Origin of the sequence: Photobacterium sp. S4TG1 (assembly GCF_036040035.1) — a bacterium.
GTDB lineage: Bacteria > Pseudomonadota > Gammaproteobacteria > Enterobacterales > Vibrionaceae > Photobacterium.
Genome location: NZ_JAYXUH010000025.1, coordinates 1 through 26,734, shown reverse-complemented (window position 1 = coordinate 26,734; position 26,734 = coordinate 1). Strand labels below are relative to the sequence as shown.

Below are 26,734 nucleotides of genomic sequence, written 5' to 3'. Positions count from 1 at the left end.
TTATGCTCCTGCGCTCCTAGATTGTTACAACCACGAATGAATAACTACGTATTATAATACGTTAGCATCAATAAGTGCTTGTTTAACAACAGGCTGCTGTGATTCGCTTAAAACAGTAAGCGGAAGTCGTAAGTTATCGTGTTCAATTAACCCCATTTGATGAGCAGCCCACTTAACGGGAATAGGGTTAGCTTCAACAAACAGTTTGGTGTGTAACGGCATCAAACGTTGGTTGATCTCTTGAGCCGCATCAATGTTACCTTCTAAAGCAAGGTTAAACATTGTCGCCATTTCTGCTGCAACAATATTTGCAGTAACAGAAATAACGCCATGTCCACCTTCAGCAACAAAATCAACCGCAGTTGCATCATCACCGCTTAGTTGGATAAAATCTGCACCACAAAGTTCCCGTGTTTTTTTAACGCGAGTAAGATCGCCTGTTGCATCTTTAATGCCAATGATATTGTCAAGTTTAGCTAAACGAGCAACGGTTTCCGGCAATAAATCGACAGCAGTACGGCCAGGTACATTATATAAAATTTGTGGTATATCCGTCGATTCAGCAATCGCTTTATAGTGCTGATACAAACCTTCTTGGGTCGGTTTATTATAGTATGGTGTCACACTTAAACAGGCAGCAATTCCTGTACCAGAAAACAGTTTGGTAATAGTTATTGCTTCATGGGTCGCATTTGCACCCGTACCCGCAATAACAGGAATACGTCCATCAACATACTCTAATGTTTTTAAAACAACTTTAATGTGTTCATCAACGGTTAGTGTTGTTGATTCACCTGTTGTTCCTACGGCAATAATTGCAGTAGTACCCGCTGCAATATGGTAATCGACCAATTTCTTAAGGCCGATATAATCAACTTCGCCTGAAGGATCAAATGGTGTTAATAGTGCTACCATGCTTCCTGAAAACATGTCCGTCTCCCCTGTTTTATATATCGTAACAATTCTAAACTAACAACATTAACAACCAATCATTAAAAATGGTTACGGTATATAGCTAGTTAATAAGTCATGGTACTTTTGCATGACTATAAACTCAAGCAAAGGGTGACTGAAAACCGTTAACTGGAGCGCTTTATCGTATTCATGTTAAGCCCATCAGCAATGTTTTACGTTTCTTATCCCTAAAAATGTTTTTTTTTAATGATTATTATTGTTAACCCTACAATTATAATAAAAATTTTGTGATTATTGATGGTGATTTGCACTCTTTGGAATAATGAGTCTGTGCTAACATGCTAGTAATGATCACGAAAATATGGCGCTAAAGATGGAACATTACCTCGTAATAACAGCTGTAGGTACTGACCGCCCAGGTATCACCGATGAGATCACCCATCTTGTCGCAAACAGTGGCTGTAATATCATTGATAGTCGAATTGCTCTTTTTGGCTCTGAATTCACCCTGATTATGTTACTTTCAGGCAATAGTAATGCGATTTCAAGAATCGAATCAACATTGCCTCTAAAAGGCCAAGAACACGACTTAATCACGGTAATGAAACGTACTAATAAACATATTTCTCGTTTCTTTCCATACACAGCTGATTTTCATATTGAAGCAAAAGACAGCCCAGGATTGATTAAACATTTCACCCATTTTATTGCCAGTCGAAAAATTGACATATCAACATTGAGTGCCAATACCATTGAAAATGGCCATGATGATATCGACAATAAATTAGTCCTTCAAATCAGTACTAATTTGCCTGAAGATTGTAATTTAATGAGTCTACAAGAAGAATATGAAGCGCTCTGTAATCAGCTTAATGCCCACGGTACAGTAAACTTTATTGGTCATCACTAATATTGTCATCTTTCAACAGTCCATCATAACAACACAACTAAAATTTGTGTTTATAACTTAATAAGGACCGCTGCATGAAAACATTAACAACGGGAATGCTCGCCCCTGCTTTTACCTTACTTAACCAAGATAACCAGCCAGTTAGTTTAAGTGACTTCACGGGTAAAAAGGTCTTGGCTTATTTCTATCCTAAAGCAATGACACCAGGCTGTACGGTTCAAGCTTGTGGGCTACGTGATAGTAAAGCCGAACTCGACGCACTTAACGTCGTAGTTTTAGGTATCAGTATTGATCCTGTTAAGCGTTTACCTAAATTTATTGAACGTGACAATCTTAACTTCACATTGTTATCGGATGAAGATCATGCGGTTGCCGATCAATTTGGCGTGTGGGGCGAGAAAAAATTTATGGGAAAAGTGTACGATGGTCTGCACCGCATCAGCTTCTTAATTGATGAGCATGGCAAAATTGAGCATGTGTTTAATAAATTTAAAACCAAAGATCATCACCAAGTGGTATTAGATTACCTTAATCAGTAATACCGTTATAACCCACCCTTAAATAAAAAGGCCGCTATCGGCCTTTTTATTGATGATTATTGGTATCGAGGCTGTTTTAGTAACTCACCGGCGGAATAGCTTCTTTCATAACTAATGCGCCCCACACAGCTTTGACTAAGGTTGCTAATGGAATCGCAAAGAAGACGCCCCAAAATCCCCACAGCCCACCAAACACCAACACTGCAACTATAATTGCCACCGGATGTAAGTTAACGGCCTCTGAAAATAAGACGGGAACTAAAACATTACCATCTAAAGCTTGGACAATACCGTATGCTGCGAGTAGCCACCAAAATTCAGGAGTCCAGCCCCATTGAAATAAGCCAACCATCGCAACTGGAATCGTCACCGCTGCAGCGCCGATATAAGGAATTAAAACAGACAAGCCAACAAGCACACCAAGTAAAGCCGCATACTGAAGTCCCATCACCACAAATACCAGATAACTTACGATACCAACAATAAATATCTCGATCACTTTACCGCGAATATAGTTGGAGATTTGCTGATTCATTTCAGCGCTCACCTTACTCGCTAAACGGCGATTACTTGGCAAAACATCAACAAATGAACGTAAAATCGTCTCTTTATCTTTTAATAAGAAGAAAATTAATAATGGTACTAAAATCAAATAGACACCAAGTGTTGCTAAACTTACTAATGACGATAAGGATCCCTTAACAACACTGCCACCAACCGTTAATACTTTTTCACGTAATGTGTCGGTTAACACTGTCACTTGATGTGGTTGTACAAAATCAGGATAACGTTCAGGTAAACTTGAAACATAAACCTGTAAATCATTAAACATTTTCGGTACATCAGCACTTAAATTGGTAATTTGATGCCATATAGTGGGCAGTAAACCAAATAATGCTAACACCATTAAGCTAGCAAAAATAATCAGCACAATGGCAACAGATATTGTTCGCGGTAATCCCCATTGGGTAAAACGCGCAACAGGTGATTCCAGTAGATATGCCAACACAATAGCAACGAGCAATGGCGTAATTAATCCACCAAAGAAATACAAGGTTAAAAAAGCACCCGCTAAAATGATCATTAAACTCACAGCATGAGGATCAGAGAATCGGCGTTGATACCAATTTTTAAACATATGCAGCATGAAAATTACGGTCCTTTTTTCACAATAATAACCAGCTGATAGGTGTTTTCAGCCTGTATATCAAGAATAAATCCATTGTTGGTTAAATAACGAATAATATCCATCTGAGTGCCATCGGCTGAAACCTTAATTTCAAGTTTCTGAGTCGACAATAAATCGCAGCATGCTCGCTTTACCATCAAGAGTGCTAACGGACAACGGTGCGCCATAAGATCAAGTGTTAGGATTTCCATTCCAATTGCGTGACAGTGATTATCCATTATCGTATTGTACCCTTAACCGCAAGGAATAAGCGAGATAACCACAAGGCGAAATATAACAATAGCGAACCTAAGTTAAAATTCGCTGTCATAACAACGCAGAAGGTTATCGATAATGACTCCGTTATCCCATATTAATCGACAGGGTGGTTGTATTACTTATATGTTCCAATTTGCTAAAGCACCAACTTACCTCTTACTATCAGCCTTGTTAACGACAAGCTTGCCGGCTATAGCGAATAATGCCTCTTTACCTGATATCGGTACCACAGCAGCATCAACTCTAACCATTGATAAAGAAATTGAATATGGTGAGATGTACATGCGCATAATGCGAGCCAGTCGTCCCATTATTAATGACCCTGTATTAACAGAGTATATTCAAGATCTCGGCCATAAATTAGCAGCCAATGCTGATGGTGTTAAAACGCCTTTCAACTTCTTCTTAATTAAAAATTATGAGATCAACGCATTTGCACTCTTTGGCGGTAATATTGGTATTCATTCGGGATTATTTTTACACGCAAAAACAGAAAGTGAACTAGCTTCGGTTATTGCGCATGAAATTGCTCACGTCACCCAACGTCATCTTGCTCGTTCATTAGAAGATCAAGCAAAAAAAAACCCAGCAACCATGGCTGCAATGCTGGGCTCACTATTATTAACAATTGCAGCACCAGAAGCGGGAATGGCAGCATTGCATGCAACAACCGCTATCTCAATGCAAGGTATGCTAAATCATACTCGTAGCAATGAAAAAGAAGCGGATCGAATTGGAATATCGACCTTAGCTAAGGCGGGATTTAACCCTCAGGCAATGCCGCATTTTTTTGAACGGTTAGCTGAACAATATCGCTATACCACTAAACTACCAGCAATGTTACTCAGTCACCCATTACCTGAATCACGTATTACAGACAGTCGCTTACGTGCTAATAACTATTCAGTGGTGAGATTACCGCCTTCAGAACGCTACTTATTAGCAAAATCACGAATGGTGGCTCGGTATGTCGGCTTTAGCCAAACATCTGCATTAAATTGGTTCAACACTGAACTTAAAAAAGCTCCTGCAAACCAGCGTAAAGAACTGAATTATGGTAAAGGTTTGGTTTACCTTGATAATGGCCAATACACCAAAGCCCAGCAATTATTATTGCCACTTCTTGCTGCTGAGCCCAATAATGTCTTTTATATAGATGCAGCTACAGACTTAAATCTTTATCAAAAACAGTATGACAAAGCGATAAATAGCTTAGAGAGTGCATTACAATATCAACCTGAAAGTAGCGTATTACAGCTAAATTTAGCGAATGCCTTATTTGAAGCTCAACGTTACCAACAAAGCATTAAAATATTGAACCGCTATAGCTATCAACATCCCAATGATATTAATGGCTGGGCATTATTAGCGCAAAATTATGCTAAACAGAATCAACGAGATGGTGAATTAGCGGCGATGGGAGAATTAGCAGCATTACGTGCTCAATGGGGGCTAGCAATTAGCAACTACACTCAAGCGGCGCAACGAGCAAAACTGGGCTCTCTTGATCAAGCACGTTATGATGCACGATTGGATCAACTTCGCCTTCAACAAGCCAAATTTGAAGCTTTACGTTCTTCTTTTTAGTGGCTCTTTTTATTTATAAGGAATTTATTATGACCATCACTATTTATCACAATACACGTTGTTCAAAAAGCCGCGAAACATTAGCCATACTGACAGAGCAAGGTATCACTCCCACAGTAATTCATTACTTAGATACACCACTGACAATTGAACAACTGCAACAGCTTTACCGCCAACTTGGTTATAACAATGTCCGTAAAATGATGCGTACTAAAGAACAACAATATAAAGAACAACAACTCGATGTGGAAACACTCACGGATCACACTTTATTTGAAGCAATAGTGTCATGTCCTAAATTACTTGAACGTCCGATTGTGGTTAACAGTGACAATGATAAAGCGGCAATGGGCCGTCCACCTGAGCATGTATTGAGTATTTTATAATGACTAAAATCTTAGTACTCTATTACAGTCTTCATGGCAATACGCGCCAATTAGCACGTCATATTGGTCGTGGCGTCGAACAAATAACGGATTGTGAAGCGGTACTAAGAACGGTGGCTGACATTTCAACAATAACGACAATAGCTTCCACATCACAGCCAGCAACAGCGTCCGATCCTATTGTCAGCCATGATGATCTCAAACAATGTGCAGCAATGGCAATGGGTAGCCCAGTTAGGTTTGGCAATATGGCAGCCCCGCTCAAGCATTTTTTAGATACTACTAGTAGTGAATGGCTATCGGGTACATTAATAAGTAAACCAGCTTGTGTTTTTACCTCATCATCGTCATTGCATGGTGGTCAAGAAACAACGCTACAATCTATGATGTTGCCACTGTTACATCATGGAATGTTAATTGTTGGTATTCCCTACTCTGAGCCTTTGCTACATACAACGCGCCATGGCGGTACACCTTATGGCGCATCGCATGTTAATAACGGCACAAATAAACAATTACATCCTGATGAAATAGCACTTGCTCAAGCCATTGGACGGCGTTTAGCAACTATAGCATGTAAATTAAGCGGCTAAGAAAAGGAGCTTTCATGCCCAAAATGCAACGGTTGACCTATTTCTGTCGTCAAGCTGCATTATTCAGTCATTGCAGTTTGATTATTTTTATTATTCTATGGCAATTATTGCTGTCGCCTCATCCTCAATTATCCACATTTACCATCACTGCATTATGGGTTATGCCATTACTATTACCCTTGCCTGGAATGCGGGCAGCAAAACCTTATACTCATGCATGGGCAAATTTTATTTTACTGTTTTACGTTCTCCATGCTGTAACGCTGATCAGCCTTAATAATGGTGAGCGAGGGCTAGCTGTCATTGAACTCATCATTGTGAGTATTTGCTTTATGAGTAATATTCTATTTGCCCGCTTACGAGCTAAAGAACTAGGCATTAAATTGAAACGTTTATCACAGGTTGAGCGTGAAGAGCGCGCCCGTTATAACGATTAATTCACGGCTGTTACTTTTAACAAAACGAAAAAAAACCTCAGTAATATTACCGAGGTTTATCTGTAACGATCACGCTAATACCATAATGCAACGCTATCAACTATTCCAATAATAAATATTTTGTGGCGATACTGTTAATGCGTTCACCGCAGGTACAACAGCGGGTGTCGTACCAGCAGTCGACGTTGCAGTTTCAGCTACAGGTGTTGGTACTGTCGAATCGGCCGCAAAAGCCACGCCAGATTGAGTTTGGCGTACTTGACTATCATTGCTGATTTCTTGGCGGAATGCCTGCTCAGAACCTTGTAAATCCAATTGGAAAATAACACTGTTACCTTTAATTCTCATCGCATTTGCGCTATGCACAGATGTTAAACCATTAAGCATTTTTTCTAATGCAAAAAAGTTTTCAGTAGAGTGGATATTATCAACTTCAATATTAATATTTCCACCAGCAACACCACCTAAAACAACGGCATATTTATTAGCAAGATAATCAGTAACTTGGTTAATCATCTTAGTGGATGTCTGTGCTAACGTTCCTGATGCGGTCCCTGTCATTGGCTGTGTTGCTGCGGTTGCAATCTGACTTGGTTTTTGAGGGTAAAACTGCCAATTTAAGCTAACACTACCATCGGGTTGTTGTTGCGCTTTAACCAGTAATAGTCCATCAGCATGATAGTGCGCACTAGCGGATGCAATAGGATCAATAAAACCACCCCACAAATCTGAAGGGTTAACAGCCGTTGAATCATTGACATCCCCAACCGGGAAAGTCAATGGTAGGCCTCGACTATCAGCTGCTTGTTTAGTGTCATTAACTAATCCATTGGTTGATTGGTCCCATAGAATATTACGTTGCTGACCATCACTATCAACCATCCATACTAAAATATTTGGCCGTTGATCTTTCCAAATACTGGCTTTTGATTTAACGAGTAATTGTTTGATTTGGTTTTTATCAAAACTCAAATTAATCGCTCGTTGACCATTTATTTGGCTATAACCAAACTGGCTGATATAGCGACCACTGTTCGTAATTGCCGTTTTAATTGTTGCGTTATTAAGAATGTCAGTATTACCTGATATTTTTACTAACACATTCGCTAATCCTTGTTCGCGTGCAGCTTGATCAGCTTGTTGATCATTCCCTATCAATGTGACTTGGGTTTGATAAAGATCGTTCACTGTCGCAGCATGTACTGGTAAAACCAATACGGCTAAAAATAATAATGCAAATCGCAACATAGTAAGACTCATGGTTAACTCAAAAAAATAGACCTATTAAAGCAGACAACAGGTTTCACCATTGGTGCCGTATCATAGCGCAGAGTGTGAATAATTCACTCGACAAATTTGACAATTAGATTCTATAACTCACATTTTAAACTGCCTAATAACTATTCCCATGCAAAGAAAACGCCATTCGTTCTAAATTTGCACAATTGTGAGCGTTTTTTATCTTTTACTCATCTAGGTTATCGTTTGCTTCCATGCTAGGATCACGCGATTTTTTTTACTGAGAGATGAATATCATGATGCAAGTTCTTCAAGGTGCACAAATGTTATTTGTGGCATTTGGAGCATTAGTTCTGGTTCCGTTGCTAACTGGACTTGATCCCAATGTTGCCTTATTTGGCGCAGGTGCTGGCACACTATTATTTCAGATCGTCACCAAACGTTCTGTTCCCATTTTTTTAGCCTCATCTTTCGCCTTTATTGCTCCAATGATGTACGGCATTCAAACATGGGGCGTCGCAAGCACTATGGGTGGATTAATGATGGCTGGTGTCGTGTATGTCATTATGGGATGCATCATTAAAATTCGAGGGGTCGGCTTTATACACCGTTTATTACCTCCCGTTGTTGTGGGTCCGGTCATCATGGTGATTGGTCTAGGCTTAGCTCCTGCTGCTGTCAATATGGCCGTTGGTAAAACAGGTGGCGGTGACGTACAGCTTGTCGCTCATGATGTTGCATTATGGATTTCAGCTATTTCTCTGATTGTGACTATCAGTTTAAGTGTTTTTGCTAAAGGGATTTTAAAATTAGTACCAATTGTCGGTGGTATCACCGCCGGTTATATTACCAGCCTAGGCTTTGGTGTTGTTGATTTCACTCCAGTTATTCAAGCTAGTTGGCTGGCAATACCAAATTTCACTTTTCCAGAATTTAATCTTAATGCCGTGCTATTTATGATTCCCGTAGCGATTGCACCTGCGGTAGAACATGTCGGTGATATGCTCGCAATATCCAACGTAACTGGTAAAGATTACCTAAAAAAACCAGGACTACACCGCACAATGGCTGGTGATGGTATTGCAACGATTGCTGCATCATTAATGGGCGCACCACCAAACACAACCTATTCAGAAGTGACGGGTGCCGTTATGCTAACTAAAGCTTTTAATCCCGTGATTATGACATGGGCTGCAGTTACGGCTATTGTATTAGCGTTTGTCGGAAAACTGGGCGCCATATTGCAAACAATTCCTGTGCCGGTGATGGGTGGTATTATGATTCTATTATTTGGCTCGATCGCAACGGTTGGCCTTAATACTTTAATTACTCACCAAGTTAATCTTCATAAACCAAGAAACTTAGTTATTGTTGCAGTAACACTTGTATTTGGTATTGGTGGAATGGCATTTGGTATTGGTGAATTTAGTCTTCAAGGTATCAGCCTTTGTGGCATAGTCGCTATTTTATTAAACCTGATCTTACCGCATGATTTAGGTGAGAACACAGCCAGTATGCAAGTTGAGGATACTGAACATCTGTAATGACTGTCGTTATTATTTATAAGCTATTGCCCTAAATAAAAAAACCGGACTAATAAGTCCGGTTTTTATATCAGCGATATTTAATACTACAATTATTTAGTACCAAAGATTTTATCACCAGCATCGCCAAGACCAGGAACAATATAACCCTTGTCATTTAGCTTCTCATCAATAGCAGCAGTATATAGCTCTACGTCTGGGTGTGCTTTTTCTAGCGCTGCAATACCTTCAGGTGCAGCAACAAGTACCAATACTTTAAATTGAGTACAACCATGTTCTTTTAATAGATCAAGCGTTGCAATCATTGAACCGCCAGTTGCTAGCATTGGATCAACAATCAGTGCAATACGCTCATCAATATGTGATGCTAACTTATTAAAGTATGGTACAGGCTCTAGTGTTTCTTCATCACGGTAGATACCAACAACACTAATACGTGCACTTGGCATATGTTCTAATACACCATCCATCATTCCTAAACCAGCACGAAGAATTGGCACAACCGTCACTTTTTTACCTTTTAGTTGATCAATTTCAACTGGACCATTCCAGCCTTCAATCATCACTTTCTCTGTTTCGAAGTCTGAAGTCGCTTCATACGTTAGTAGGCTACCAACTTCGGTTGCCAATTCACGAAAACGCTTAGTGCTAATATCACCTTCACGCATAAGACCAATCTTATGTTTAACCAGTGGGTGTTTCACCTCAACGACTTTCATCTCGACTCCTGGGAACTAAATTATAAAAAAATAAAAAAATCGCAGCATTATATACCAAGCCAATCGATTGCCGATAGTATCAAATGCGTAATTGATTAAAATTTAATTGCTACAACAAATTGACGCAAACGTTTGCTCTCGTGTGAGGACTGCTGCTATTATACGCTGGTTTTTTACTTTAATACGTTTGAGGGATCATCTGTGAGCAACAAAAACTCTTCTCTTAGTTACAAAGATGCTGGTGTTGATATTGATGCTGGTAATGCGTTAGTTGACCGTATTAAAGGCGTAGTTAAACGAACTCATCGCCCTGAAGTTATGGGTGGTATTGGCGGTTTTGGTGCTTTATGTTCACTACCAACAAAGTATAAAGAGCCAGTTTTAGTCTCTGGTACTGATGGCGTCGGTACTAAACTTCGCCTTGCTATGGATCTAAAACAGCACGATACCATTGGTATTGATTTAGTCGCTATGTGTGTTAACGATCTAATTGTACAAGGCGCTGAGCCTCTATTTTTTCTAGATTATTACGCCACAGGTAAACTTGATATTGATACAGCTGCAAGTGTTGTTACCGGTATTGGTGAAGGCTGTATTCAATCAGGCTGTGCACTTATTGGTGGTGAAACCGCTGAAATGCCTGGCATGTATCACGGTGAAGATTACGACGTTGCCGGCTTTTGTGTTGGTGTCGTTGAAAAAGCAGACATTATTGATGGCTCTAAAGTTAGTGCAGGTGATGCCCTAATTGCTGTTGGCTCTAGCGGTCCACACTCAAACGGTTATTCATTAGTACGTAAGATTCTAGAAGTATCTCAAGCCGATCTTAATCAAGAACTTGACGGTAAAACACTGTCTGAGCACTTATTAACTCCAACTAAAATTTATGTAAAATCAGCATTAAAGATGATTGAAAATTGCGATATCCACGCTATTTCTCATATCACTGGTGGTGGTTTCTGGGAAAATATTCCTCGCGTATTACCACAAGGAACGAAAGCAGTTATTGATGGTAATAGCTGGCAATGGCCTGCGATTTTTAATTGGTTACAACAAGCAGGCAATGTCGATACCTATGAAATGTACCGTACTTTCAACTGTGGTGTCGGTTTGGTGATTGCATTACCAAGCGCACAGGCTGCATTAGCTATTGAAATTTTACAAGCAGAAGGCGAAAACGCATGGTTGCTTGGTAACATTGCAACGGCAACTGCGGGTGAAGAGCAAGTAGAGATTAACTAAAGCTATGCATAATATCGTTGTCTTAATCTCAGGAAATGGCAGTAATTTACAAGCGATAATTGATAATTGCGCTAATGGCGTCATCAAAAATAGCTGTATTGCTGCTGTGATCTCAAATAAAGCCGATGCTTATGGCCTGCAGCGAGCTCAGCTTGCAAACATAGAAACCGCCTCTATCGCGGTAACTGATTACGCCAATCGTCAAGATTATGATCAAGCTTTGATTAAAAAAATTGATGCTTATCAGCCAGATGTGATTGTTCTCGCAGGCTTTATGCGAATTTTATCTTCTGAGTTTGTCAACCATTACCAAGGAAAGATGCTTAATATTCATCCGTCCTTGTTACCTAAATACACGGGATTAAACACCCACCAGCGCGCCATTGATGCTGGTGATAGTGAACATGGTACCAGTGTCCATTTTGTCACAGAAGAACTCGATGGCGGTCCCGTTATTTTACAGGCAAAAGTGCCCATTTTTACAACAGATAGTGCCGATGATGTTATTGATCGTGTACAACGACAAGAACATAGTATCTATCCATTAGTTATTCAATGGCTGTTAAGCCAGCGGTTATCAATGCAAAATGGGCATGCAATACTAGATGGCACTGTACTACCACCACAAGGCTACGCTGCCCAATAAACGCTAATTAACACTTACAAAAAAGGCGCTCTCCGTGAGATCGCCTTTTTATTATCACAAAAAAATCGAGCCAATTGCGCTTAACAATTGTTAGCGTCAGCTGCGATAGCATGGTAAACCGTCTCACCAAAATGGAACACACGAAATTCACCACGAACCATTTTCTGCCAGCTTTCATCATTAGTTAACGGCTGAGTTGCAATCACGGTCACTACGTCATTCGCCGTTGTTTCACGTTGAAAATCAATCGTTACATCTTCATCAATTAATGATGCTTTACCAAACGGAGCTCGACGAGTGATCCAATGTAAGTTATTGGTACAATAAGTAAGAACATACTCACCATTACTCAACAACATGTTATACACACCCAATTGACGTAATGTATCGCAACACTCGGCAAAATAACCAAAGACAGGCGTCATATCTGCTGGTAATACAGGAAAACGCATTTCTAACTGGTTCATTAACCAGCAGAATGCAATTTCACTATCAGTATCACCTACAGCTTGATTATGACCTGTTACTAATTGTTCATAACCTGTCAATTGGCCATTATGAGCAAAAGTCCAATAATTCCCCCAAACTTCACGCGTAAAAGGGTGGGTATTTTCTAGACTCACCCCACCACGGTTAGCTTGTCGAATATGACTCACAACAGCACGACTTTTTATTGGGTATTGTTGTACCAACTCAGCAATACGTGATTTACAGCTTGGATTAGGATCTTTAAAGGTACGAAATCCTTTCCCTTCATAAAAGGTGATCCCCCACCCATCACGGTGTGGTCCAGTATTACCACCACGCTGCATTAAGCCAGTAAAGCTAAAACAAATATCTGTTGGTACATTGGCACTCATGCCTAATAATTCACACATTTTTATTTCTGCTCTTTACGCTGAATTATACTTATTTAAAAATCAATAATCGCTGTTCTAGTTTGATTCATTAACATTCTATCGACGATTATTTTTCCATTTCTTTTTCAACTAACATAATTAAAATATGAATAATTTTAATATGAATTTCTTGAATACGATCGGCATAGCCAAAATGTGGAACTCGAATTTCAACATCAGCAAGTCCTGCCATTTTACCACCATCTTTACCCGTTAGGGCGATGGTTTTCATTCCCTTAGCTTGTGCCGCTTCAATGGCTTTAAGGATATTGGCAGAGTTACCGGAAGTTGATAAACCAAACAACACATCTCCTTTAGCGCCAACCGCTTCTAAATAGCGAGAAAATACATATTCATAACCAAAATCATTACTTACGCAAGATAGATGACTCGGATCTGAAATTGCAATTCCAGGATAACCTGGACGGTCATCACGATAACGACCAGTTAGCTCTTCTGCAAAATGCATCGCATCACAATGAGAACCACCATTTCCGCATGACAATACTTTACCACCTTGCTTGAATGAATCAGCTAACAATTTAGCTGCTGCTTCAATATCAGCCAAGTTTTTGTCATCATTTAAAAAACGGTTAAGGACGTCAGCGGCATCAGTCAATTCGCTGCGGATCAGATCTTTATACATAAATTGCTCTCTCAATGTTTTCCATTAAATACAAATCAAGCGAGCAATATGCTCGCTTGATGCTGTAATACATCGTTAATCGCAGTTTACATACAAATAACTTACAGTGTCGACTCTTGATCTGGTGTGATGTCGGAATTAACCACTAAAGTTTGCTGTAATTGCGTAATTGAGTGTACTAAATGAAGATTTGTTAGTTCAAATACTCCTGCATGCTCCAATTTACGTTCAACATGCGGTAATACTCCTAGCAAATATACAGGTAAAGCGGATAACCGATCTAGTGCTAATTCAAAGGCATGAATCGCGGTAATATCAATTGTCGATACATCGCTAAAATCAAGCACAACGGCACGAGTTTCCATTGTTGCATGTTCAATCACAGAGAAAGCTTTTTCACTTGCAGCAAAGAATAACGGCCCATTGATGTCATATACCACCACATCGTCACCAAAGTTCAGGTGCGGATGTTTATCATGGGTAATAGTAACGGTTGTTAAGCTCGCAATACGTTGAATAAACAGCACGCCAGCTAATAATAAGCCAACAATTACCGCAACCACCATATCAAATGCAACGGTTAGAATAAAACAAGTCATTAAAACAGCAACATCACGACGCGGTGCCACTTTTAAAGTGTGCACAAAGTGTGGAGCTTCTGACATATTCCACGCGACCATGATAAGCAAACCCGCTAAAGCACTCATAGGTACGTAAGATAACGCAGGCGCTAAGACTATCATTGCTGCTAATACAAACAGAGCATGAATAATGCCTGAAATTGGCGAGAAAGCACCTGAACGAATATTGGTTGCCGTACGTGCAATTGCCGCCGTAGCAGGAATACCACCAAAGAAAGGTACGATCATATTTGCAATGCCTTGACCAACCAATTCTGCATTAGGATTGTGTTTAGTACTGGTCATACCGTCAGCAACAACAGCACACAATAAAGATTCAATACAGCCTAACATTGCAATTGTTAGTGCTGATGGCATCAATTCAATAACTGTTGCCCAATTGAAGGTATCTGATTGCCATAATGGTAAAAATTGTGGTGCTTCTTGAGGAATACCATGACCAATAATATTGCCAATGGTGTAGCTAAATTTCTCACCAAGCAATGTCACATGCTCAAGGCTAAAGTGATTTAAAGCCAGTGCTAAAACTGTACCCACAAATAAAGAAACTAAATGAGGTGGAATTCGGGTTTTCAGTTTAGCCCAACCAATAAAGGTCATAATGGTAATAATACCGACCAGTGCATCGGCATAATTAATGGTAGAAATGGCATGTGAGTAGGCCATTACCTTTTCAGGGAAATGAATCGGACTGCCAAGTACATGTAAGCCCAACAGATCTTTCAGCTGTAAAAACGCAATAACAAAGCCAATACCTGCAGTAAAACCGGTCGTCACAGGGTAAGGGACATACGCCACCAATTGCCCTAACCGAAAAATACCCATCAGTAACAAAATAACCCCAGACATCATTGTCGCAAGCATTAAGCCTGATAAACCGTATTTCTGCGTTATTGGTAATAAAATAACCACAAACGCCGCAGTAGGACCAGTAATATTAAAACGTGAGCCGCCTAATAACGCAGCTAAAAAACCAGCCACGATAACAGTATACAAACCATGTTGGGGAGGAACACCAACTGCGATTGCTAATGCCATACCTAACGGAATAGCCACGATACCAACAGTAATACCAGATACTAAATCGGCACGAAGCTTGGAAATGGAATATCCCTGTTTCCACGTTTGAGAGAGAGCTTGAAAAATCAACACAACAAAACCCCTGTGCTTATTGCACATAAAAAAATAGGCATTGATGTCAACCCGAAAGAGGGTCCGGCGGGCAACTGTCAGTCGGAAATCGGGAAAGGCAACAAACGGAAATACCGCTCACTTATTACTTGCATAAAAAATACACAGTTGTAATAACGTGAACAGTATCACAATAGTGCTATATGTTAACGCTTCACTAATAATTCGCAAGTGAAAATAAAATCACCAATGATCTCGATCAATGCGAGTAAAACCGCAGTATTACTGTTTTTTACAATATCATTCTTGATTGATTGCCCAATAAAATATTTTACATTTATTTAAAAAATAACTTACAATTAATTATAAGTGGTTAGACCTCTTATCTTATTTTTTAAGGCTGCCATACTCTAAAAAAACATCACGTAATATTGTGCTAAAAAGACATTTGAATAATCGGCCTTTTCCAAGTGCAATACACTGTGCTGCTATATGATTACGGAGAATTGCTATGCTGACATTTATATATTTAATTAGCTTTATCTGTGTGCTTGGCGCCCTCGCCTATCACCGTATATCTCGCCCAATTTTTACCGCTATCATTGCTGGATTGTTGGTACTAGGAACCCTTATAAATGTTACAGGAATTATTAGCTGGTTAACGTTTACCGTCATTGCCTTACCCCTAAATGTAGCCATATTACGTAAAAAGTTATTCACTCAATCAGCACTTCAGTATTTTAAAAATGTTATGCCTCAAATGTCACAGACTGAAAAAGAAGCGATTGATGCCGGTACAGTGTGGTGGGAAGCCGATCTTTTTAGTGGAAACCCTGACTGGAACAAACTACATGCTATTCAACCTCCAGCCCTTACTCCTGCAGAACAAGACTTTTTAGATGGTCCTGTAAATGACATTTGCCGCATGGTGAATGATTTTCATATCACTCATGATCTTGCCGATCTGCCACCTGAAGTATGGCAACAACTTAAACAACATAAATTTTTTGCAATGATCATTAAAAAGCATTACGGCGGGTTAGAATTTTCAGCTTATGCGCAATCATTGGTATTACAAAAATTAACAGGCGTCTCATCGGTCTTATCTTCAACGGTTGGAGTACCAAACTCTTTAGGCCCCGGAGAGTTATTGCAACACTATGGTACTAAAGCACAAAAAGATTATTATTTACCACGCCTAGCTGCGGGTGATGAAATTCCTTGCTTTGCTCTGACTAGTCCAGAAGCGGGATCTGACGCAGGTTCTATTCCTGATTTTGGTATCGTCAAAAAAGGGATATGGCAAGGTGAAGAAATTCTCGGAATGGAACTGACATGGAACAAGCGCTACATCACCTTAGCCCCCGTAGCCACTGTATTAGGCTTAGCATTTAAACTATTCGATCCCGATCATCTGCTTGGTGATAAAGAAGATATTGGTATTACGTGTGCCTTAATTCCAACCGATATTGATGGCATTAAAATTGGCCGCCGTCATTTTCCGTTAAATATTCCTTTTCAAAACGGCCCCACACAAGGTAATAAAATTTTTGTGCCCATTGATTTCATTATTGGCGGTCAAACAATGGCTGGTCAAGGGTGGAAAATGTTAGTTGAATGTTTATCTATAGGTCGAGGAATTACCCTACCATCAAACACCACTGGCGGTTTAAAAACAGCGGCAATGGCAACCGGAGCTTATGCTCGTATTCGTCGCCAATTTAAATTGCCTATCGGTAAAATGGAAGGTATTGAAGAGCCTCTGGCTCGAATCGTCGGTAATGCTTATGTGCTTGATGCCGCGACAACATTAACCGTTGCTGGTATCGATTTAGGTGAAAAACCTGCCGTAATTTCAGCCATCGTTAAATACCATTGTACTCACCGTAGCCAAAAGAGCATCATTGATGCGATGGACATCGTCGGGGGTAAAGGGATTTGTATGGGGCCAAGCAACTTCCTGGCACGAAATTATCAAGGAGCCCCAATCGCGGTTACCGTTGAAGGCGCCAATATATTAACCCGCTCAATGATTATTTTTGGTCAAGGAGCAATTCGTTGCCACCCTTATGTGCTTAACGAAATTAATGCTGCTTATATTGACGATCAACAACAAGCACTTAATCAATTTGATAAAGCAGTCTTTAATCATATTGGGTTTGTGTTAAGTAATATCACTCGCAGCTTCTGGTTAGGTTTAACCGATGGTCGAGGCTCATCAGCTCCCCACAAAGATGTAACCTCTCGCTATTATCAACAAATGAATCGCTACAGTGCTAACCTTGCATTATTAGCCGATATCTCAATGGCAACCCTGGGGGGATCACTTAAACGTAAAGAGCGTTTATCCGCCCGTCTTGGGGATGTATTAAGCCAATTATACTTAGCCTCAGCCACATTGAAACGCTATGCTGATGAAGGCCGACAGGCTGAAGATATCGCCTTAGTACATTGGGGCTTACAGGATGCACTTTATCAGGCAGAGGTCGCTATTGATCATTTTTTAGCGAATTTTCCCAATAAAGTCATTGCTCGAGGATTGCGGTTTATCATGTTACCAACAGGATTATGTCGTCGCCAACCCAGTGATGACTTAGATCACCAACTAGCTCGTTTAATTCAAACACCATCAGCAACACGAGATCGTATTGGTCGCGGTCAATTTTTAGAAGCAACAACAAACAATGCCGTTGGAATGATGGAAGTTGCTCTCGTTGATATTCTCGCAGCTGAACCAATTTATGATCGTGTTTGTCAAGCAGCAAAAACACCGCTACCGTTCATGCAATTAGGTAAGGTTGCAGCCATAGGATTAGAACTTGGCGTGATCACCACCGAGGAAGCACAATTACTTCATCAAGCAGAAGCCGGACGATTAGACACCATTAATGTTGATGACTTTGACCCAGCACAATTAGCGATTAATCCATCTCAAGCAACACTCTCAATTCACAATGCAGCTTAAATAGCTCATAACTATGATGCTCAGGGGTAAAAGTCTCTGAGCATCACAGGCTTATTTAGGCACAATTAAATCAGAATGAATGGTTCGTTTACGTCGCCAAATCAATAACACCACCATTGCACTGATAACAATGACAATATTAGTTACGACAACCCACAATAACCGTTGCTGTTGCTGTTGCTGTTGCTGTTCATTATGAACAATTAACTGTTTTTTTGCCTGTTGCTGAGCCAAAGATGCACTCAAATCAACAGAGGCAGCAGCAACTTGAGTATAGTTGTGCTGAGATAAACGAAACACTAACTCTCGTTGAGTCAACGAATCAGTCACATAAACCCACCCTCGCCACCACGCCTTACCTATTTGTGCATCATTAGCCCATGAGAGTGCTAAGTGCGACTGTTGAAGACCGGTACTTTGTTGAATAATGATTGGCTTTTTCTGAGGTTGTTTAACGACCAAATAAGCAGCCAATGAACCTGCAAGCGTTTGATCAGTTTTCGCATCAATATTGACGATATGCGATGTTAATAGTTGATGACTTTGTACAAATGAGGTAGTGATGGGGGCTGGATAAATGAGCACTGTTTGTTCAATAGCACGTTTAAACACTCCATTGCTTGATGCTATTTCAACACGATATTTGCCCGGTTCAACATTCACATTAAGTGCTACGGTAAAAATACCATCACCTGCAACTTCATCATACTGCCGACCATCATCCGCAAATTGTCCCACCACCGTCGGTGCAGACTCATTCGATTGTTCAGGTAACACGGATGTCAGTGGGTAAAAAACAACCTTTAACTGCACTCGATCTAAAAAATCACGTAACAGTAATGGTTGTTTGTTCTGTGTCAATTGCGCACTAAATTTTAAAACTTCTGTTTGATATAATTGTGCGGGTAAAGGTTCAGCCTGTAACTGAATATTTGAGATAAACCTAATCCCATTATTTGCAGACACTTTACCCAAGGCTTGCCATGGTCCCGCCATCGGATGAGTAATTGAAATAATATCCATCCCTTTATCGGTATACCATGACATCGTTTTTGCGTGGCGATCAGCATAATATTTACGCCCATCAGGAGCGACTAAAATTACTGACTGGCTCGGTTGATCACGAGTAACAACAAACGTTATCTGCTCTATTTCCGGATCAACGCGAAAGCGATTATCAAGCCAAGTTAATCTCGCTTCTGTTTGCGCCCAAGCACTTGATATTGAAATCCAAGTACAGAGCGTAACGTAGAAAATAAGTAACCATAATCGCCGCAACATACTGCCTCTAAAGACGCCAAATAACGTCAACCTTCTTACCTATCAAATCAAGCCTATCTTGATGTGCTGTTAGTTCATCGGCCGCTGCATGGATAACCTTTAACTCTTTTCGACCACTAGCCAAACGTCGAATATTAGTTTCCGTTGTAGAGTCATCGTTACCACTGCTTAAACGTAATGATGTTTGACCACCGGTCATCATCAAATAAACGTCAGCTAGAATCTCGGCATCGAGTAATGCGCCGTGCATCGTACGATGTGAGTTATCAATACCATAACGCGAACATAAAATATCAAGGTTATTTCGTTTACCAGGAAACAGCCTTTTCGCCATTTCTAGAGTATCGGTTACTCGACAGATATCTTCTATTTTTGCAATTGACGCGCCCATTTTATGGAATTCATAATCCATAAAACCGGTATCAAACGATGCGTTATGAGCGACTAATTCAGCGCCATCAATAAAATCAATAAATTCTTGGTGGATATCTGCATACACAGGTTTATCACGTAAAAATTCATCCGTAATACCGTGGACAGCGATCGCTTCTGGATCGATTTTTCGATCCGGCTTGATATAAACATGGAACGTATTACCGGTTAATTTACGGTTAATGATCTCTACCGCACCTATTTCGACAATACCGTGGCCTTCATAATGAGGGCCGGTCATGTTCATACCTGTTGTTTCTGTATCAAATACAATAATGCGTTGGTTTGTGGCTTTCATAGTAGTTAATGTGTCAGACTTAAGTTTTTATCTAAGGCAAAACTACCCACTATGATGAAGCAGGTAGAAATTTTCACCGATGGATCGTGTTTAGGTAATCCTGGTCCCGGCGGTTATGGCACAGTATTAAGATACAAACAACACGAAAAAGAGCTTAGTGGTGGCTATTTAATGACCACCAACAACCGCATGGAACTGCTTGCCGCTATTATGGGACTCGCCAGTTTAAAACAACCATGCCATGTTGATCTTACCACTGACAGTCAATATGTGCGTCAAGGAATTACGCAATGGATACATAATTGGAAAAAAAGAGGTTGGCAAACAGCAGAGAAAAAACCTGTCAAAAATGCTGATCTTTGGCAACAGCTTGATCAAGAAACTCAGCGCCATCAGGTTCAATGGCATTGGGTTAAAGGCCATGCAGGACACCCAGAAAATGAACGTTGTGATGTTTTAGCGCGTACGGGTGCAGAAAACCCGACGCAAGCTGATAACGGTTATCAACCAAACTAAACCTAAACTTACGAACGCGAAGACGTTTTAGTGCATGTTTTTTCAGCCTGAGTTCGACAATTAATTCGCAGCGGCGCTAATTGTCGACGTAATTTCCAGGTGGGTTTAATCAGCTTTAATGGACAAGTCCGCTTACGTGCCACGATAAAATATAAACTACCGACGGCAGATAGAGGCTCAGATAGAACATGTTCAAGCCATGCAGCACAAGCAAGGTGCCGAGTAGCAGGGACTATCGCAAATGTTTCTTGATACACCACTTCATAATTGAGTAACCGTAACCAATCATTAATTCGAAACGGTAAATACATCTTACCCGTCCACGGTGCTTGACGGCGATTCCATGGTAATAATCCTCGTAATCCTAATAGGCTCAAGGGGTTATTACCACTTAATACCAAGTAGCCATCGTCAACCATCACGCGATCGATCTCACGTAATAAGCCATGAGGATCTGCCGCATAATCTAATTGATGCATTAATAAACATGCATCAAATGATTTTTCAATAAACGGTAATTCTAAAGCATCAGCCACAATTGTTCGTTTAGGGCTGAATTTATCAACAGTAATTTGATGTTGAATATTACAATGGCTACTGGTCAGCTCTGCACTGAGGCCACCAAGCTTTAACATGTGATAACCGAATAATTTAGGACACCACTCATCAAGTCGTGCCTGTAATAATTCTGCTACCCATTCACCATTGATCACATTCGACCATGTATAAGGAACTTCAATGTGTGTTACTGTACGCGCTGGCTTCATAAGATACTGCTCAACACCTGATAGGGCTGGAGACAAAATTCATGTTAACTGTTAAAAGCATACCCGCATTTAAAGACAATTACATCTGGCTGATTCAAAACCCAGACAATCATTGTGTCGTTGTTGATCCTGGGGATGCCACGCCGGTTCTTGAGGCAATCGAAAAAGACAATTTAATTCTAGATGCAATCCTCATCACTCACCATCATCATGATCATGTCGGTGGCATTAGTGAGTTAAAACGTCGCTTCCCTGCAACTAAAGTCGTTGGTCCCAATGATGAACCTATTCCGGGTATCACTCGCCCAGTAGAAGATGGCGATCAAGTTGATATCTTTGGTGAGCGCTTTATGGTGCTGAGTGTACCAGGACACACTTTAGGTCATGTTGCTTATGTTGGTGATGAAAAGCTATTTTGTGGCGATACATTATTCTCAGCGGGTTGTGGTCGTATTTTTGAAGGTACACCAGCACAAATGTTTAATTCATTGCAAAAAATAGCTTCGCTACCCGATGAAACCAACATCTATTGTGCTCATGAATATACCGCAGGTAATCTTGCTTTTGCCTTAGTTGCAGAACAAGATAATGCGCACTTACAACGTTACCGTGATCAAGTGAATCGTCTGCGCGCCAATGGCCAAAGCACCTTACCTACCACCCTTAATAATGAAAAACTTATTAACCCATTTTTACGTTGTGATCAGCCAAGTATTAAACGCTCAGTTGCTGATAAAGCGTACGATAGCTCAGATATTGAGACATTTGCAGCACTTCGACGTTGGAAAGACGAGTTTTAACGTTTCTCCCCTTGTAACCAAGGTGGTTGGGCAAGTATTATCACCAACCATTTTGGCTACAAACGACTGTCATGAAATTCAAAATTCTTTTAGCAAGTATGCTTGTTATCGCAGGTTGTCAGACAACAAAAGAGACAACGCAGGCCGATACTAACCACCAAAAAACTGTCGTTGAGCAACCTACTAACACTCCAGTTGAAACTGTAGTGCCGATTGTTCCTGTCATCAAAAAAACACAGCCTGTTGTGGAACACTTAACACCGCAACAGCAGCAAGATGTATGGGATCGCATTGCGATGCAGATCACTACGAAAATTCCTAATAATAAACGTGTTCAATATTACCGTAACTGGTATTTAAAGAACCCGCGTAATCTTGAAATTATTGCTCAACGTGCCCAGCCTTTCCTGTACTACATCACAGAACAAGTTGAAAAACGTGGTATGCCGCTAGAATTAGCTTTGTTACCTATTGTTGAAAGCTCATTTGATCCACATGCATACTCAAGCATGGCTGCCGCAGGTCTATGGCAAATTATCCCTGACACTGGCCGCCGTTTTGGCTTAAAACAAAACAGTTGGTATGACGGCCGTCGTGATGTGGTTAAATCCACCACCGCTGCACTTAATTTACTTGAATACTTAAATAAAAAGTTTGATGGTAATTGGCAACAAGCACTTGCCGCTTATAACACTGGTGAAGGTCGCGTATTTAATGCGATTCGTAAAAATAAAGCCGCAGGTAAACCCACTGATTATTGGGCGCTTGATTTACCGAATGAAACCAGCAGTTACGTTCCAAAACTGTATGCGGTTGCTGATATCATCATGCACCCTAAAAAATACGGTTTCCATATTGAGCCAATCCGTAATAAACCCGTTATCGCTATCGTAAAACCTGGCGTACAAATGGATCTTACTATTGCGGCAGAATTTGCAGGCATCAGCACCAATGAATTAAAAGATCTTAACCCTGCTTACCGTCGTGGTGTTACAGCACCGAATGGACTTAATCATCTATTATTACCGATCAACACAGTTAGTCGTTTTAAACGTGAATTAGCACAAAATCGTAACGCTAGCATGATTACACATCATCACCGTGTAAAATCTGGTGAAAGTCTAGGATTAATTGCAAAACGTTACCACAGCAGTATTAAAGCAATTCAAAAAGTGAATAACCTTAAAACCACTAATATTCGTATTGGCCAATCACTGACGATTCCAGCATCGCCAATTTCATTAGTTAATCGTCAGCACCGTGCCGCTGTCCATGTGGAGGCACAGCATTATGTCGTGCAGTCAGGTGATAATTTATGGAACATTGCTCGTAAGCACAAAACGAGCGTAGCAAAGCTTAAGCAACTTAACAGCCTAAGTAAAAATGCGGTGTTACATCAAGGACAACGTTTAAAAGTATCAGCAATAACAGCACCAAAGAAAACCGTCGCTAACCATAAAACTATTCATTACAAAGTACGGAATGGGGATAGTTTAAGTGTTATCGCTCAACGTTATGATGTTTCTGTTGCTGAGATTAAAAAATGGAATAATCTAGCTAACAATAAATATATTAAGCAAGGTCAACAACTCAAGTTAGTGATTGATCGTCGTAAGGTAAAAGCATGACGCCATCTAAAAATCCAATTGTTGCTATTATCGATCTTTTTCGTTCTCCAATAGAATGCTTTGCCGCTATCTATGAACGACCGAAATGGGCAATTTTACCCTATTTAATGATTATTCTTGGTTCATTCATTTTGTGGGGCAGTTACTTTAACCATGTCGATATGCCATGGCTGCAACAAACAATACAAGCGCAACTAGGCAATCTTGGTGACAATGCGCAACAAGCTTGGTTAACGCGAGAAGTATTGCTTGCTGGTGAAGTATTTAGTGATATCACAGGCCGAACAGCTGTGATTTTTGTATTGGCGTTATGGTTAAAATTAGCCACTAAAAGTAGCCGCCACCAACATAGCTATGGAAAGTGGCTCGCTGCGGCATGTTTTATTATGTTGCCATCGTTTATCGGTGACATTGCGAGCTATATTAATGTTGTATTTAATACAAATAATATACTGCCAAATGCTGCTGACCTAAACAGTATTAATGGTCTTTTAAAATTGCCATTAAACAATCGCTGGGCTGCACTCGCAACGACCATGCCATTATTAGCACCATGGTATATCGCTCTAACTTACGCCGCGGTCAGTGCATGGACAGATCTAGATCGTGCCAAAGCTATTATTGTCGCAGTGCTGCCTTGGGTGTTAACACTTATTGTATGGCCTTTGCTAATCATTTCAGCTTAATGCATCACTGAGTGAGTTAATTTAAACGTCGCTAACAATGGGCTATGATCAGAAGCATCTGTTTTTGGTGCTTCTGATTTCACCAACTGTAAATCACGATAATAAAGATGATCAAGAGGCTTACCTAGCACGCGAACTCGCTGATCATTATGGTACTGAACCTCTTTTAGACCCAATGAATGCGCAAAAGCTCGTACCACTTTAATCCGCGCTTTACGCCATGTATTAAAATCTCCTGCCAATATAATTGGTCCTTGGTGCTGTTCCAATACCGTTTTTAAACTGTCTAATTGCTGCTGATATTCATTTAAGCCAATGGCAAAATTCACCCCATGGAGATTAACCACTGCCAGCGTTTGACCATCAGATAGTGTAAATTGCGATAATAATGCTGATTTAGGTAAGCGCAGCCAGGGCTCCATCGCCAAATAAGCGCATGTTTGACGTGAAGATACACGCGATAAATTCATCACGCCAGCAGGTGTATCAAGAAAGCGAAACGCATTTGCCATTCTCACTTGCCAATGATTCGCATCTAAATAATTTTTCAGATCAGTATTTAAACTCGCCTCTTGCAATAACACCAAATCACTTTTCTGAGTAAACCCTTCTAATGCTTGGCGCCAATTAGGACGCTGTTGCTTATAGATATTCCATACAGCAACGGTCAATACACCATTATTGTCTAGCGGTGGCGCAATTTCACTTTCAATACAGTGGTAAGTAAAGTGAGGGGCAAAAACTTCATTGGTCACCTCCGGTTGCATTGTTACATCAAATGATGAGTTAAACGCCCCTAGCCCCAACGCGCCAGCCACGACACCTAAACCAGCAACTACTTTTGTTTTTGTTCTGCGTGCCATAATAGCGCCTACATAGACAACTTAGCCCATTAGATTAATGGGCTAATGTCATCATAAAATTAAAAAGAATAAAATCAGAAAAGAATAGCGGTGGCCTAATAATGTTGACCATTATCGTAATAAGCTGCAGGTGTCAGTGCGGTAAAAATAACAGCGACATCTTGATTTTTATCGTCAACCGCTGTTCTTATAGCTGCAGTAATCACTGCAGCAACATTATCTTGAACCTCTTGACCACGATCAAACCAAAACACTTCAATAAATGGATAAGCATCAGACACCTCACCATCAAAGATAAATGAAGCGGGAATATGCTCTAATGTAAAATCTTCACGAGGACACTCCATCAACGGTTGTAAACCATCAACTAATGCTGTTGATAGTTGTTTTACGGTATCAAATGCAATTGCACGAAAACGAAGATGTGGCATAAAAGCTCCCAAAAATTGACTATTTACTCTACTACATTACCACTTAATAGCGTTCAACCTCGAATTTTTATTATTATAAATTCTCTTCGTAACACTCCGTTAATATCATCATGGCTAATAAAGTGTAGATTCAGAGTACTATCTAGTACTTCTTAATGTACTAATTATAAACCTTAACTATTTAAGGTAACACTTAATTGTAGCGACCTAAAAACGACGGTTGTCGGTTAGTAATGCTTTAATAACAATTATCTTTTGGAAATTCCAACACGCGCAGATGTTCCGTATGACTAATCCGCTGCTCTGCCAGTTGGAGCTACACCTAAATTATATTGATGTAAAAAAGCCCCGACATTGCTGTCGAGGCTTTCTTTAATATGTCAGGAGTTACGATATTCAAACGTCACAACACGCGCTGATTTTCGGTATAGCGGAATCCGCTGCTCTGCCAGTTGGAGCTACACCTAGATTATATTGATGTAAAAAAGCCCCGACATTGCTGTCGAGGCTTTCTTGAAGATGGCAGGAGTTACGATATTCAAACGT

Annotated in this window: 27 protein-coding genes; 14 read left to right on the top strand and 13 right to left on the bottom strand. The window is 40.2% G+C overall.

Going from position 1 to position 26,734, the window contains the following annotated elements:
• Positions 1-51 precede the first annotated feature (51 nt).
• On the bottom strand, positions 52-930 hold the full coding sequence (gene dapA / locus VXS03_RS19210; protein WP_327765435.1) for a 4-hydroxy-tetrahydrodipicolinate synthase: 879 nt from the start codon (positions 928-930) through the stop codon (positions 52-54).
• Between the two features lie 358 nt (positions 931-1,288).
• Between dapA and VXS03_RS19205 the strand changes: the two genes are divergently transcribed.
• Both VXS03_RS19205 and bcp read left to right on the top strand, forming a co-directional pair.
• Entirely contained in the window at positions 1,289-1,825 is a 537-nt protein-coding gene (locus VXS03_RS19205; RefSeq protein ID WP_327765434.1) for an ACT domain-containing protein, read from the top strand.
• Between the two features lie 74 nt (positions 1,826-1,899).
• Positions 1,900-2,364, top strand: a complete 465-nt coding sequence (gene bcp / locus VXS03_RS19200) for a thioredoxin-dependent thiol peroxidase (RefSeq protein WP_327765433.1) — start codon at positions 1,900-1,902, stop codon at positions 2,362-2,364.
• Positions 2,365-2,440: 76 nt separating this feature from the next.
• Here the strand turns inward: bcp and VXS03_RS19195 are convergent, their stop codons facing one another.
• Positions 2,441-3,511, bottom strand: coding sequence for an AI-2E family transporter (locus tag VXS03_RS19195; RefSeq protein WP_327765432.1), 1,071 nt, complete (start codon positions 3,509-3,511; stop codon positions 2,441-2,443).
• A gap of 5 nt (positions 3,512-3,516) precedes the next feature.
• Complete coding sequence (locus VXS03_RS19190) at positions 3,517-3,771, bottom strand: sulfurtransferase TusA family protein (protein WP_327765431.1); 255 nt, start codon at positions 3,769-3,771, stop codon at positions 3,517-3,519.
• Positions 3,772-3,934: 163 nt separating this feature from the next.
• Between VXS03_RS19190 and VXS03_RS19185 the strand changes: the two genes are divergently transcribed.
• The 4 genes from VXS03_RS19185 to VXS03_RS19170 are packed head-to-tail and all read left to right on the top strand — an operon-like array spanning position 3,935 to position 6,814.
• Entirely contained in the window at positions 3,935-5,398 is a 1,464-nt protein-coding gene (locus VXS03_RS19185; protein ID WP_327765454.1) for a beta-barrel assembly-enhancing protease, read from the top strand.
• 29 nt (positions 5,399-5,427) lie between these two features.
• A complete protein-coding gene (gene arsC / locus VXS03_RS19180; RefSeq protein WP_327765430.1) occupies positions 5,428-5,784 on the top strand; it encodes an arsenate reductase (glutaredoxin) in 357 nt (118 codons plus the stop codon).
• On the top strand, positions 5,781-6,377 hold the full coding sequence (wrbA, locus tag VXS03_RS19175) for an NAD(P)H:quinone oxidoreductase (protein ID WP_327765453.1): 597 nt from the start codon (positions 5,781-5,783) through the stop codon (positions 6,375-6,377). The genes arsC and wrbA overlap by 4 nt, the downstream gene beginning before the upstream one ends.
• Before the next feature lie 14 nt (positions 6,378-6,391).
• Positions 6,392-6,814: a DUF2069 domain-containing protein gene (locus VXS03_RS19170; protein WP_327765429.1), complete on the top strand. Its 423-nt coding sequence runs from the start codon at positions 6,392-6,394 to the stop codon at positions 6,812-6,814.
• Positions 6,815-6,910: 96 nt separating this feature from the next.
• Here the strand turns inward: VXS03_RS19170 and VXS03_RS19165 are convergent, their stop codons facing one another.
• Positions 6,911-8,074 (bottom strand): DUF2066 domain-containing protein, encoded by a 1,164-nt coding sequence (locus tag VXS03_RS19165; RefSeq protein ID WP_327765428.1) that lies wholly within the window; start codon positions 8,072-8,074, stop codon positions 6,911-6,913.
• A gap of 275 nt (positions 8,075-8,349) precedes the next feature.
• On the opposite strand from VXS03_RS19165, the gene VXS03_RS19160 reads away from it, so the two are divergent.
• Positions 8,350-9,597, top strand: coding sequence for a uracil-xanthine permease family protein (locus VXS03_RS19160; RefSeq protein WP_327765427.1), 1,248 nt, complete (start codon positions 8,350-8,352; stop codon positions 9,595-9,597).
• Between the two features lie 92 nt (positions 9,598-9,689).
• Here VXS03_RS19160 and upp read toward each other — a convergent pair whose 3' ends face one another.
• The gene (gene upp / locus VXS03_RS19155; protein ID WP_327765426.1) at positions 9,690-10,316 is read right to left on the bottom strand and encodes a uracil phosphoribosyltransferase; all 627 of its coding nucleotides are present in this window, start codon (positions 10,314-10,316) and stop codon (positions 9,690-9,692) included.
• 201 nt (positions 10,317-10,517) lie between these two features.
• Here upp and purM point away from each other — a divergent pair, with 201 nt between their 5' ends.
• Together purM and purN are read left to right on the top strand one after the other, a co-directional pair.
• Positions 10,518-11,558, top strand: a complete 1,041-nt coding sequence (gene purM / locus VXS03_RS19150) for a phosphoribosylformylglycinamidine cyclo-ligase (protein ID WP_327765425.1) — start codon at positions 10,518-10,520, stop codon at positions 11,556-11,558.
• Between the two features lie 4 nt (positions 11,559-11,562).
• Positions 11,563-12,204, top strand: coding sequence for a phosphoribosylglycinamide formyltransferase (gene purN, locus VXS03_RS19145; protein WP_327765424.1), 642 nt, complete (start codon positions 11,563-11,565; stop codon positions 12,202-12,204).
• Between the two features lie 80 nt (positions 12,205-12,284).
• On the opposite strand, the gene VXS03_RS19140 is transcribed toward purN, so the two are convergent.
• The 3 genes from VXS03_RS19140 to dauA form a co-directional block, all read right to left on the bottom strand.
• Positions 12,285-13,082, bottom strand: a complete 798-nt coding sequence (locus tag VXS03_RS19140; protein WP_327765423.1) for a class II glutamine amidotransferase — start codon at positions 13,080-13,082, stop codon at positions 12,285-12,287.
• A gap of 88 nt (positions 13,083-13,170) precedes the next feature.
• Positions 13,171-13,749, bottom strand: a complete 579-nt coding sequence (gene lpcA / locus VXS03_RS19135; RefSeq protein ID WP_061000225.1) for a D-sedoheptulose 7-phosphate isomerase — start codon at positions 13,747-13,749, stop codon at positions 13,171-13,173.
• Between the two features lie 101 nt (positions 13,750-13,850).
• Positions 13,851-15,542, bottom strand: a complete 1,692-nt coding sequence (dauA, locus tag VXS03_RS19130) for a C4-dicarboxylic acid transporter DauA (protein ID WP_394167702.1) — start codon at positions 15,540-15,542, stop codon at positions 13,851-13,853.
• Positions 15,543-16,032: 490 nt separating this feature from the next.
• Between dauA and fadE the strand changes: the two genes are divergently transcribed.
• Positions 16,033-18,486, top strand: a complete 2,454-nt coding sequence (gene fadE, locus VXS03_RS19125) for an acyl-CoA dehydrogenase FadE (protein ID WP_327765421.1) — start codon at positions 16,033-16,035, stop codon at positions 18,484-18,486.
• A gap of 51 nt (positions 18,487-18,537) precedes the next feature.
• Here the strand turns inward: fadE and VXS03_RS19120 are convergent, their stop codons facing one another.
• Together VXS03_RS19120 and dnaQ are read right to left on the bottom strand one after the other, a co-directional pair.
• Positions 18,538-19,797: a TIGR03503 family protein gene (locus VXS03_RS19120; RefSeq protein ID WP_327765420.1), complete on the bottom strand. Its 1,260-nt coding sequence runs from the start codon at positions 19,795-19,797 to the stop codon at positions 18,538-18,540.
• Positions 19,775-20,497 carry a DNA polymerase III subunit epsilon gene (gene dnaQ, locus VXS03_RS19115; protein WP_327765419.1) on the bottom strand — a complete coding sequence of 241 codons (723 nt, stop codon included), beginning with the start codon at positions 20,495-20,497 and terminating at the stop codon, positions 19,775-19,777. Before dnaQ ends, VXS03_RS19120 begins: the two co-directional genes overlap by 23 nt.
• Positions 20,498-20,548: 51 nt before the next feature.
• Between dnaQ and rnhA the strand changes: the two genes are divergently transcribed.
• Complete coding sequence (rnhA, locus tag VXS03_RS19110) at positions 20,549-21,013, top strand: ribonuclease HI (RefSeq protein WP_327765418.1); 465 nt, start codon at positions 20,549-20,551, stop codon at positions 21,011-21,013.
• 8 nt (positions 21,014-21,021) lie between these two features.
• On the opposite strand, the gene VXS03_RS19105 is transcribed toward rnhA, so the two are convergent.
• A complete protein-coding gene (locus tag VXS03_RS19105; protein WP_327765417.1) occupies positions 21,022-21,780 on the bottom strand; it encodes a class I SAM-dependent methyltransferase in 759 nt (252 codons plus the stop codon).
• Between the two features lie 41 nt (positions 21,781-21,821).
• On the opposite strand from VXS03_RS19105, the gene gloB reads away from it, so the two are divergent.
• From gloB to VXS03_RS19090, 3 genes are all read left to right on the top strand, one after another.
• A complete protein-coding gene (gene gloB, locus VXS03_RS19100) occupies positions 21,822-22,580 on the top strand; it encodes a hydroxyacylglutathione hydrolase (protein ID WP_327765416.1) in 759 nt (252 codons plus the stop codon).
• Positions 22,581-22,651: 71 nt separating this feature from the next.
• Positions 22,652-24,208, top strand: coding sequence for a LysM peptidoglycan-binding domain-containing protein (locus tag VXS03_RS19095; RefSeq protein WP_327765415.1), 1,557 nt, complete (start codon positions 22,652-22,654; stop codon positions 24,206-24,208).
• Positions 24,205-24,894, top strand: coding sequence for a Yip1 family protein (locus VXS03_RS19090; protein ID WP_327765414.1), 690 nt, complete (start codon positions 24,205-24,207; stop codon positions 24,892-24,894). The genes VXS03_RS19095 and VXS03_RS19090 overlap by 4 nt, the downstream gene beginning before the upstream one ends.
• On the opposite strand, the gene VXS03_RS19085 is transcribed toward VXS03_RS19090, so the two are convergent.
• Positions 24,891-25,757, bottom strand: coding sequence for an endonuclease/exonuclease/phosphatase family protein (locus tag VXS03_RS19085; protein WP_327765413.1), 867 nt, complete (start codon positions 25,755-25,757; stop codon positions 24,891-24,893). The two genes, VXS03_RS19090 and VXS03_RS19085, sit on opposite strands and share 4 nt — an antisense overlap.
• A gap of 95 nt (positions 25,758-25,852) precedes the next feature.
• A complete protein-coding gene (locus tag VXS03_RS19080) occupies positions 25,853-26,188 on the bottom strand; it encodes a DUF1904 domain-containing protein (protein ID WP_327765412.1) in 336 nt (111 codons plus the stop codon).
• Between the last annotated feature and the right edge of the window lie 546 nt (positions 26,189-26,734).

What these genes read in the sequence shown, in the direction of transcription:
- VXS03_RS19170 (WP_327765429.1), top strand. Translation starts at nt 6,392, where the DNA reads ATGCCCAAAATGCAACGGTTGACCTATTTCTGTCGTCAAGCTGCATTA.
- VXS03_RS19105 (WP_327765417.1), bottom strand. Translation starts at nt 21,780, where the DNA reads ATGAAGCCAGCGCGTACAGTAACACACATTGAAGTTCCTTATACATGG.
- VXS03_RS19080 (WP_327765412.1), bottom strand. Translation starts at nt 26,188, where the DNA reads ATGCCACATCTTCGTTTTCGTGCAATTGCATTTGATACCGTAAAACAA.
- VXS03_RS19185 (WP_327765454.1), top strand. Translation starts at nt 3,935, where the DNA reads ATGTTCCAATTTGCTAAAGCACCAACTTACCTCTTACTATCAGCCTTG.
- lpcA (WP_061000225.1), bottom strand. Translation starts at nt 13,749, where the DNA reads ATGTATAAAGATCTGATCCGCAGCGAATTGACTGATGCCGCTGACGTC.
- VXS03_RS19195 (WP_327765432.1), bottom strand. Translation starts at nt 3,511, where the DNA reads ATGCTGCATATGTTTAAAAATTGGTATCAACGCCGATTCTCTGATCCT.
- gloB (WP_327765416.1), top strand. Translation starts at nt 21,822, where the DNA reads ATGTTAACTGTTAAAAGCATACCCGCATTTAAAGACAATTACATCTGG.
- bcp (WP_327765433.1), top strand. Translation starts at nt 1,900, where the DNA reads ATGAAAACATTAACAACGGGAATGCTCGCCCCTGCTTTTACCTTACTT.
- dapA (WP_327765435.1), bottom strand. Translation starts at nt 930, where the DNA reads ATGTTTTCAGGAAGCATGGTAGCACTATTAACACCATTTGATCCTTCA.
- arsC (WP_327765430.1), top strand. Translation starts at nt 5,428, where the DNA reads ATGACCATCACTATTTATCACAATACACGTTGTTCAAAAAGCCGCGAA.
- rnhA (WP_327765418.1), top strand. Translation starts at nt 20,549, where the DNA reads ATGATGAAGCAGGTAGAAATTTTCACCGATGGATCGTGTTTAGGTAAT.
- VXS03_RS19090 (WP_327765414.1), top strand. Translation starts at nt 24,205, where the DNA reads ATGACGCCATCTAAAAATCCAATTGTTGCTATTATCGATCTTTTTCGT.
- VXS03_RS19160 (WP_327765427.1), top strand. Translation starts at nt 8,350, where the DNA reads ATGATGCAAGTTCTTCAAGGTGCACAAATGTTATTTGTGGCATTTGGA.
- fadE (WP_327765421.1), top strand. Translation starts at nt 16,033, where the DNA reads ATGCTGACATTTATATATTTAATTAGCTTTATCTGTGTGCTTGGCGCC.
- VXS03_RS19095 (WP_327765415.1), top strand. Translation starts at nt 22,652, where the DNA reads ATGAAATTCAAAATTCTTTTAGCAAGTATGCTTGTTATCGCAGGTTGT.
- VXS03_RS19205 (WP_327765434.1), top strand. Translation starts at nt 1,289, where the DNA reads ATGGAACATTACCTCGTAATAACAGCTGTAGGTACTGACCGCCCAGGT.
- dnaQ (WP_327765419.1), bottom strand. Translation starts at nt 20,497, where the DNA reads ATGAAAGCCACAAACCAACGCATTATTGTATTTGATACAGAAACAACA.
- VXS03_RS19140 (WP_327765423.1), bottom strand. Translation starts at nt 13,082, where the DNA reads ATGTGTGAATTATTAGGCATGAGTGCCAATGTACCAACAGATATTTGT.
- VXS03_RS19085 (WP_327765413.1), bottom strand. Translation starts at nt 25,757, where the DNA reads ATGGCACGCAGAACAAAAACAAAAGTAGTTGCTGGTTTAGGTGTCGTG.
- VXS03_RS19190 (WP_327765431.1), bottom strand. Translation starts at nt 3,771, where the DNA reads ATGGATAATCACTGTCACGCAATTGGAATGGAAATCCTAACACTTGAT.
- upp (WP_327765426.1), bottom strand. Translation starts at nt 10,316, where the DNA reads ATGAAAGTCGTTGAGGTGAAACACCCACTGGTTAAACATAAGATTGGT.
- VXS03_RS19165 (WP_327765428.1), bottom strand. Translation starts at nt 8,074, where the DNA reads ATGAGTCTTACTATGTTGCGATTTGCATTATTATTTTTAGCCGTATTG.
- purN (WP_327765424.1), top strand. Translation starts at nt 11,563, where the DNA reads ATGCATAATATCGTTGTCTTAATCTCAGGAAATGGCAGTAATTTACAA.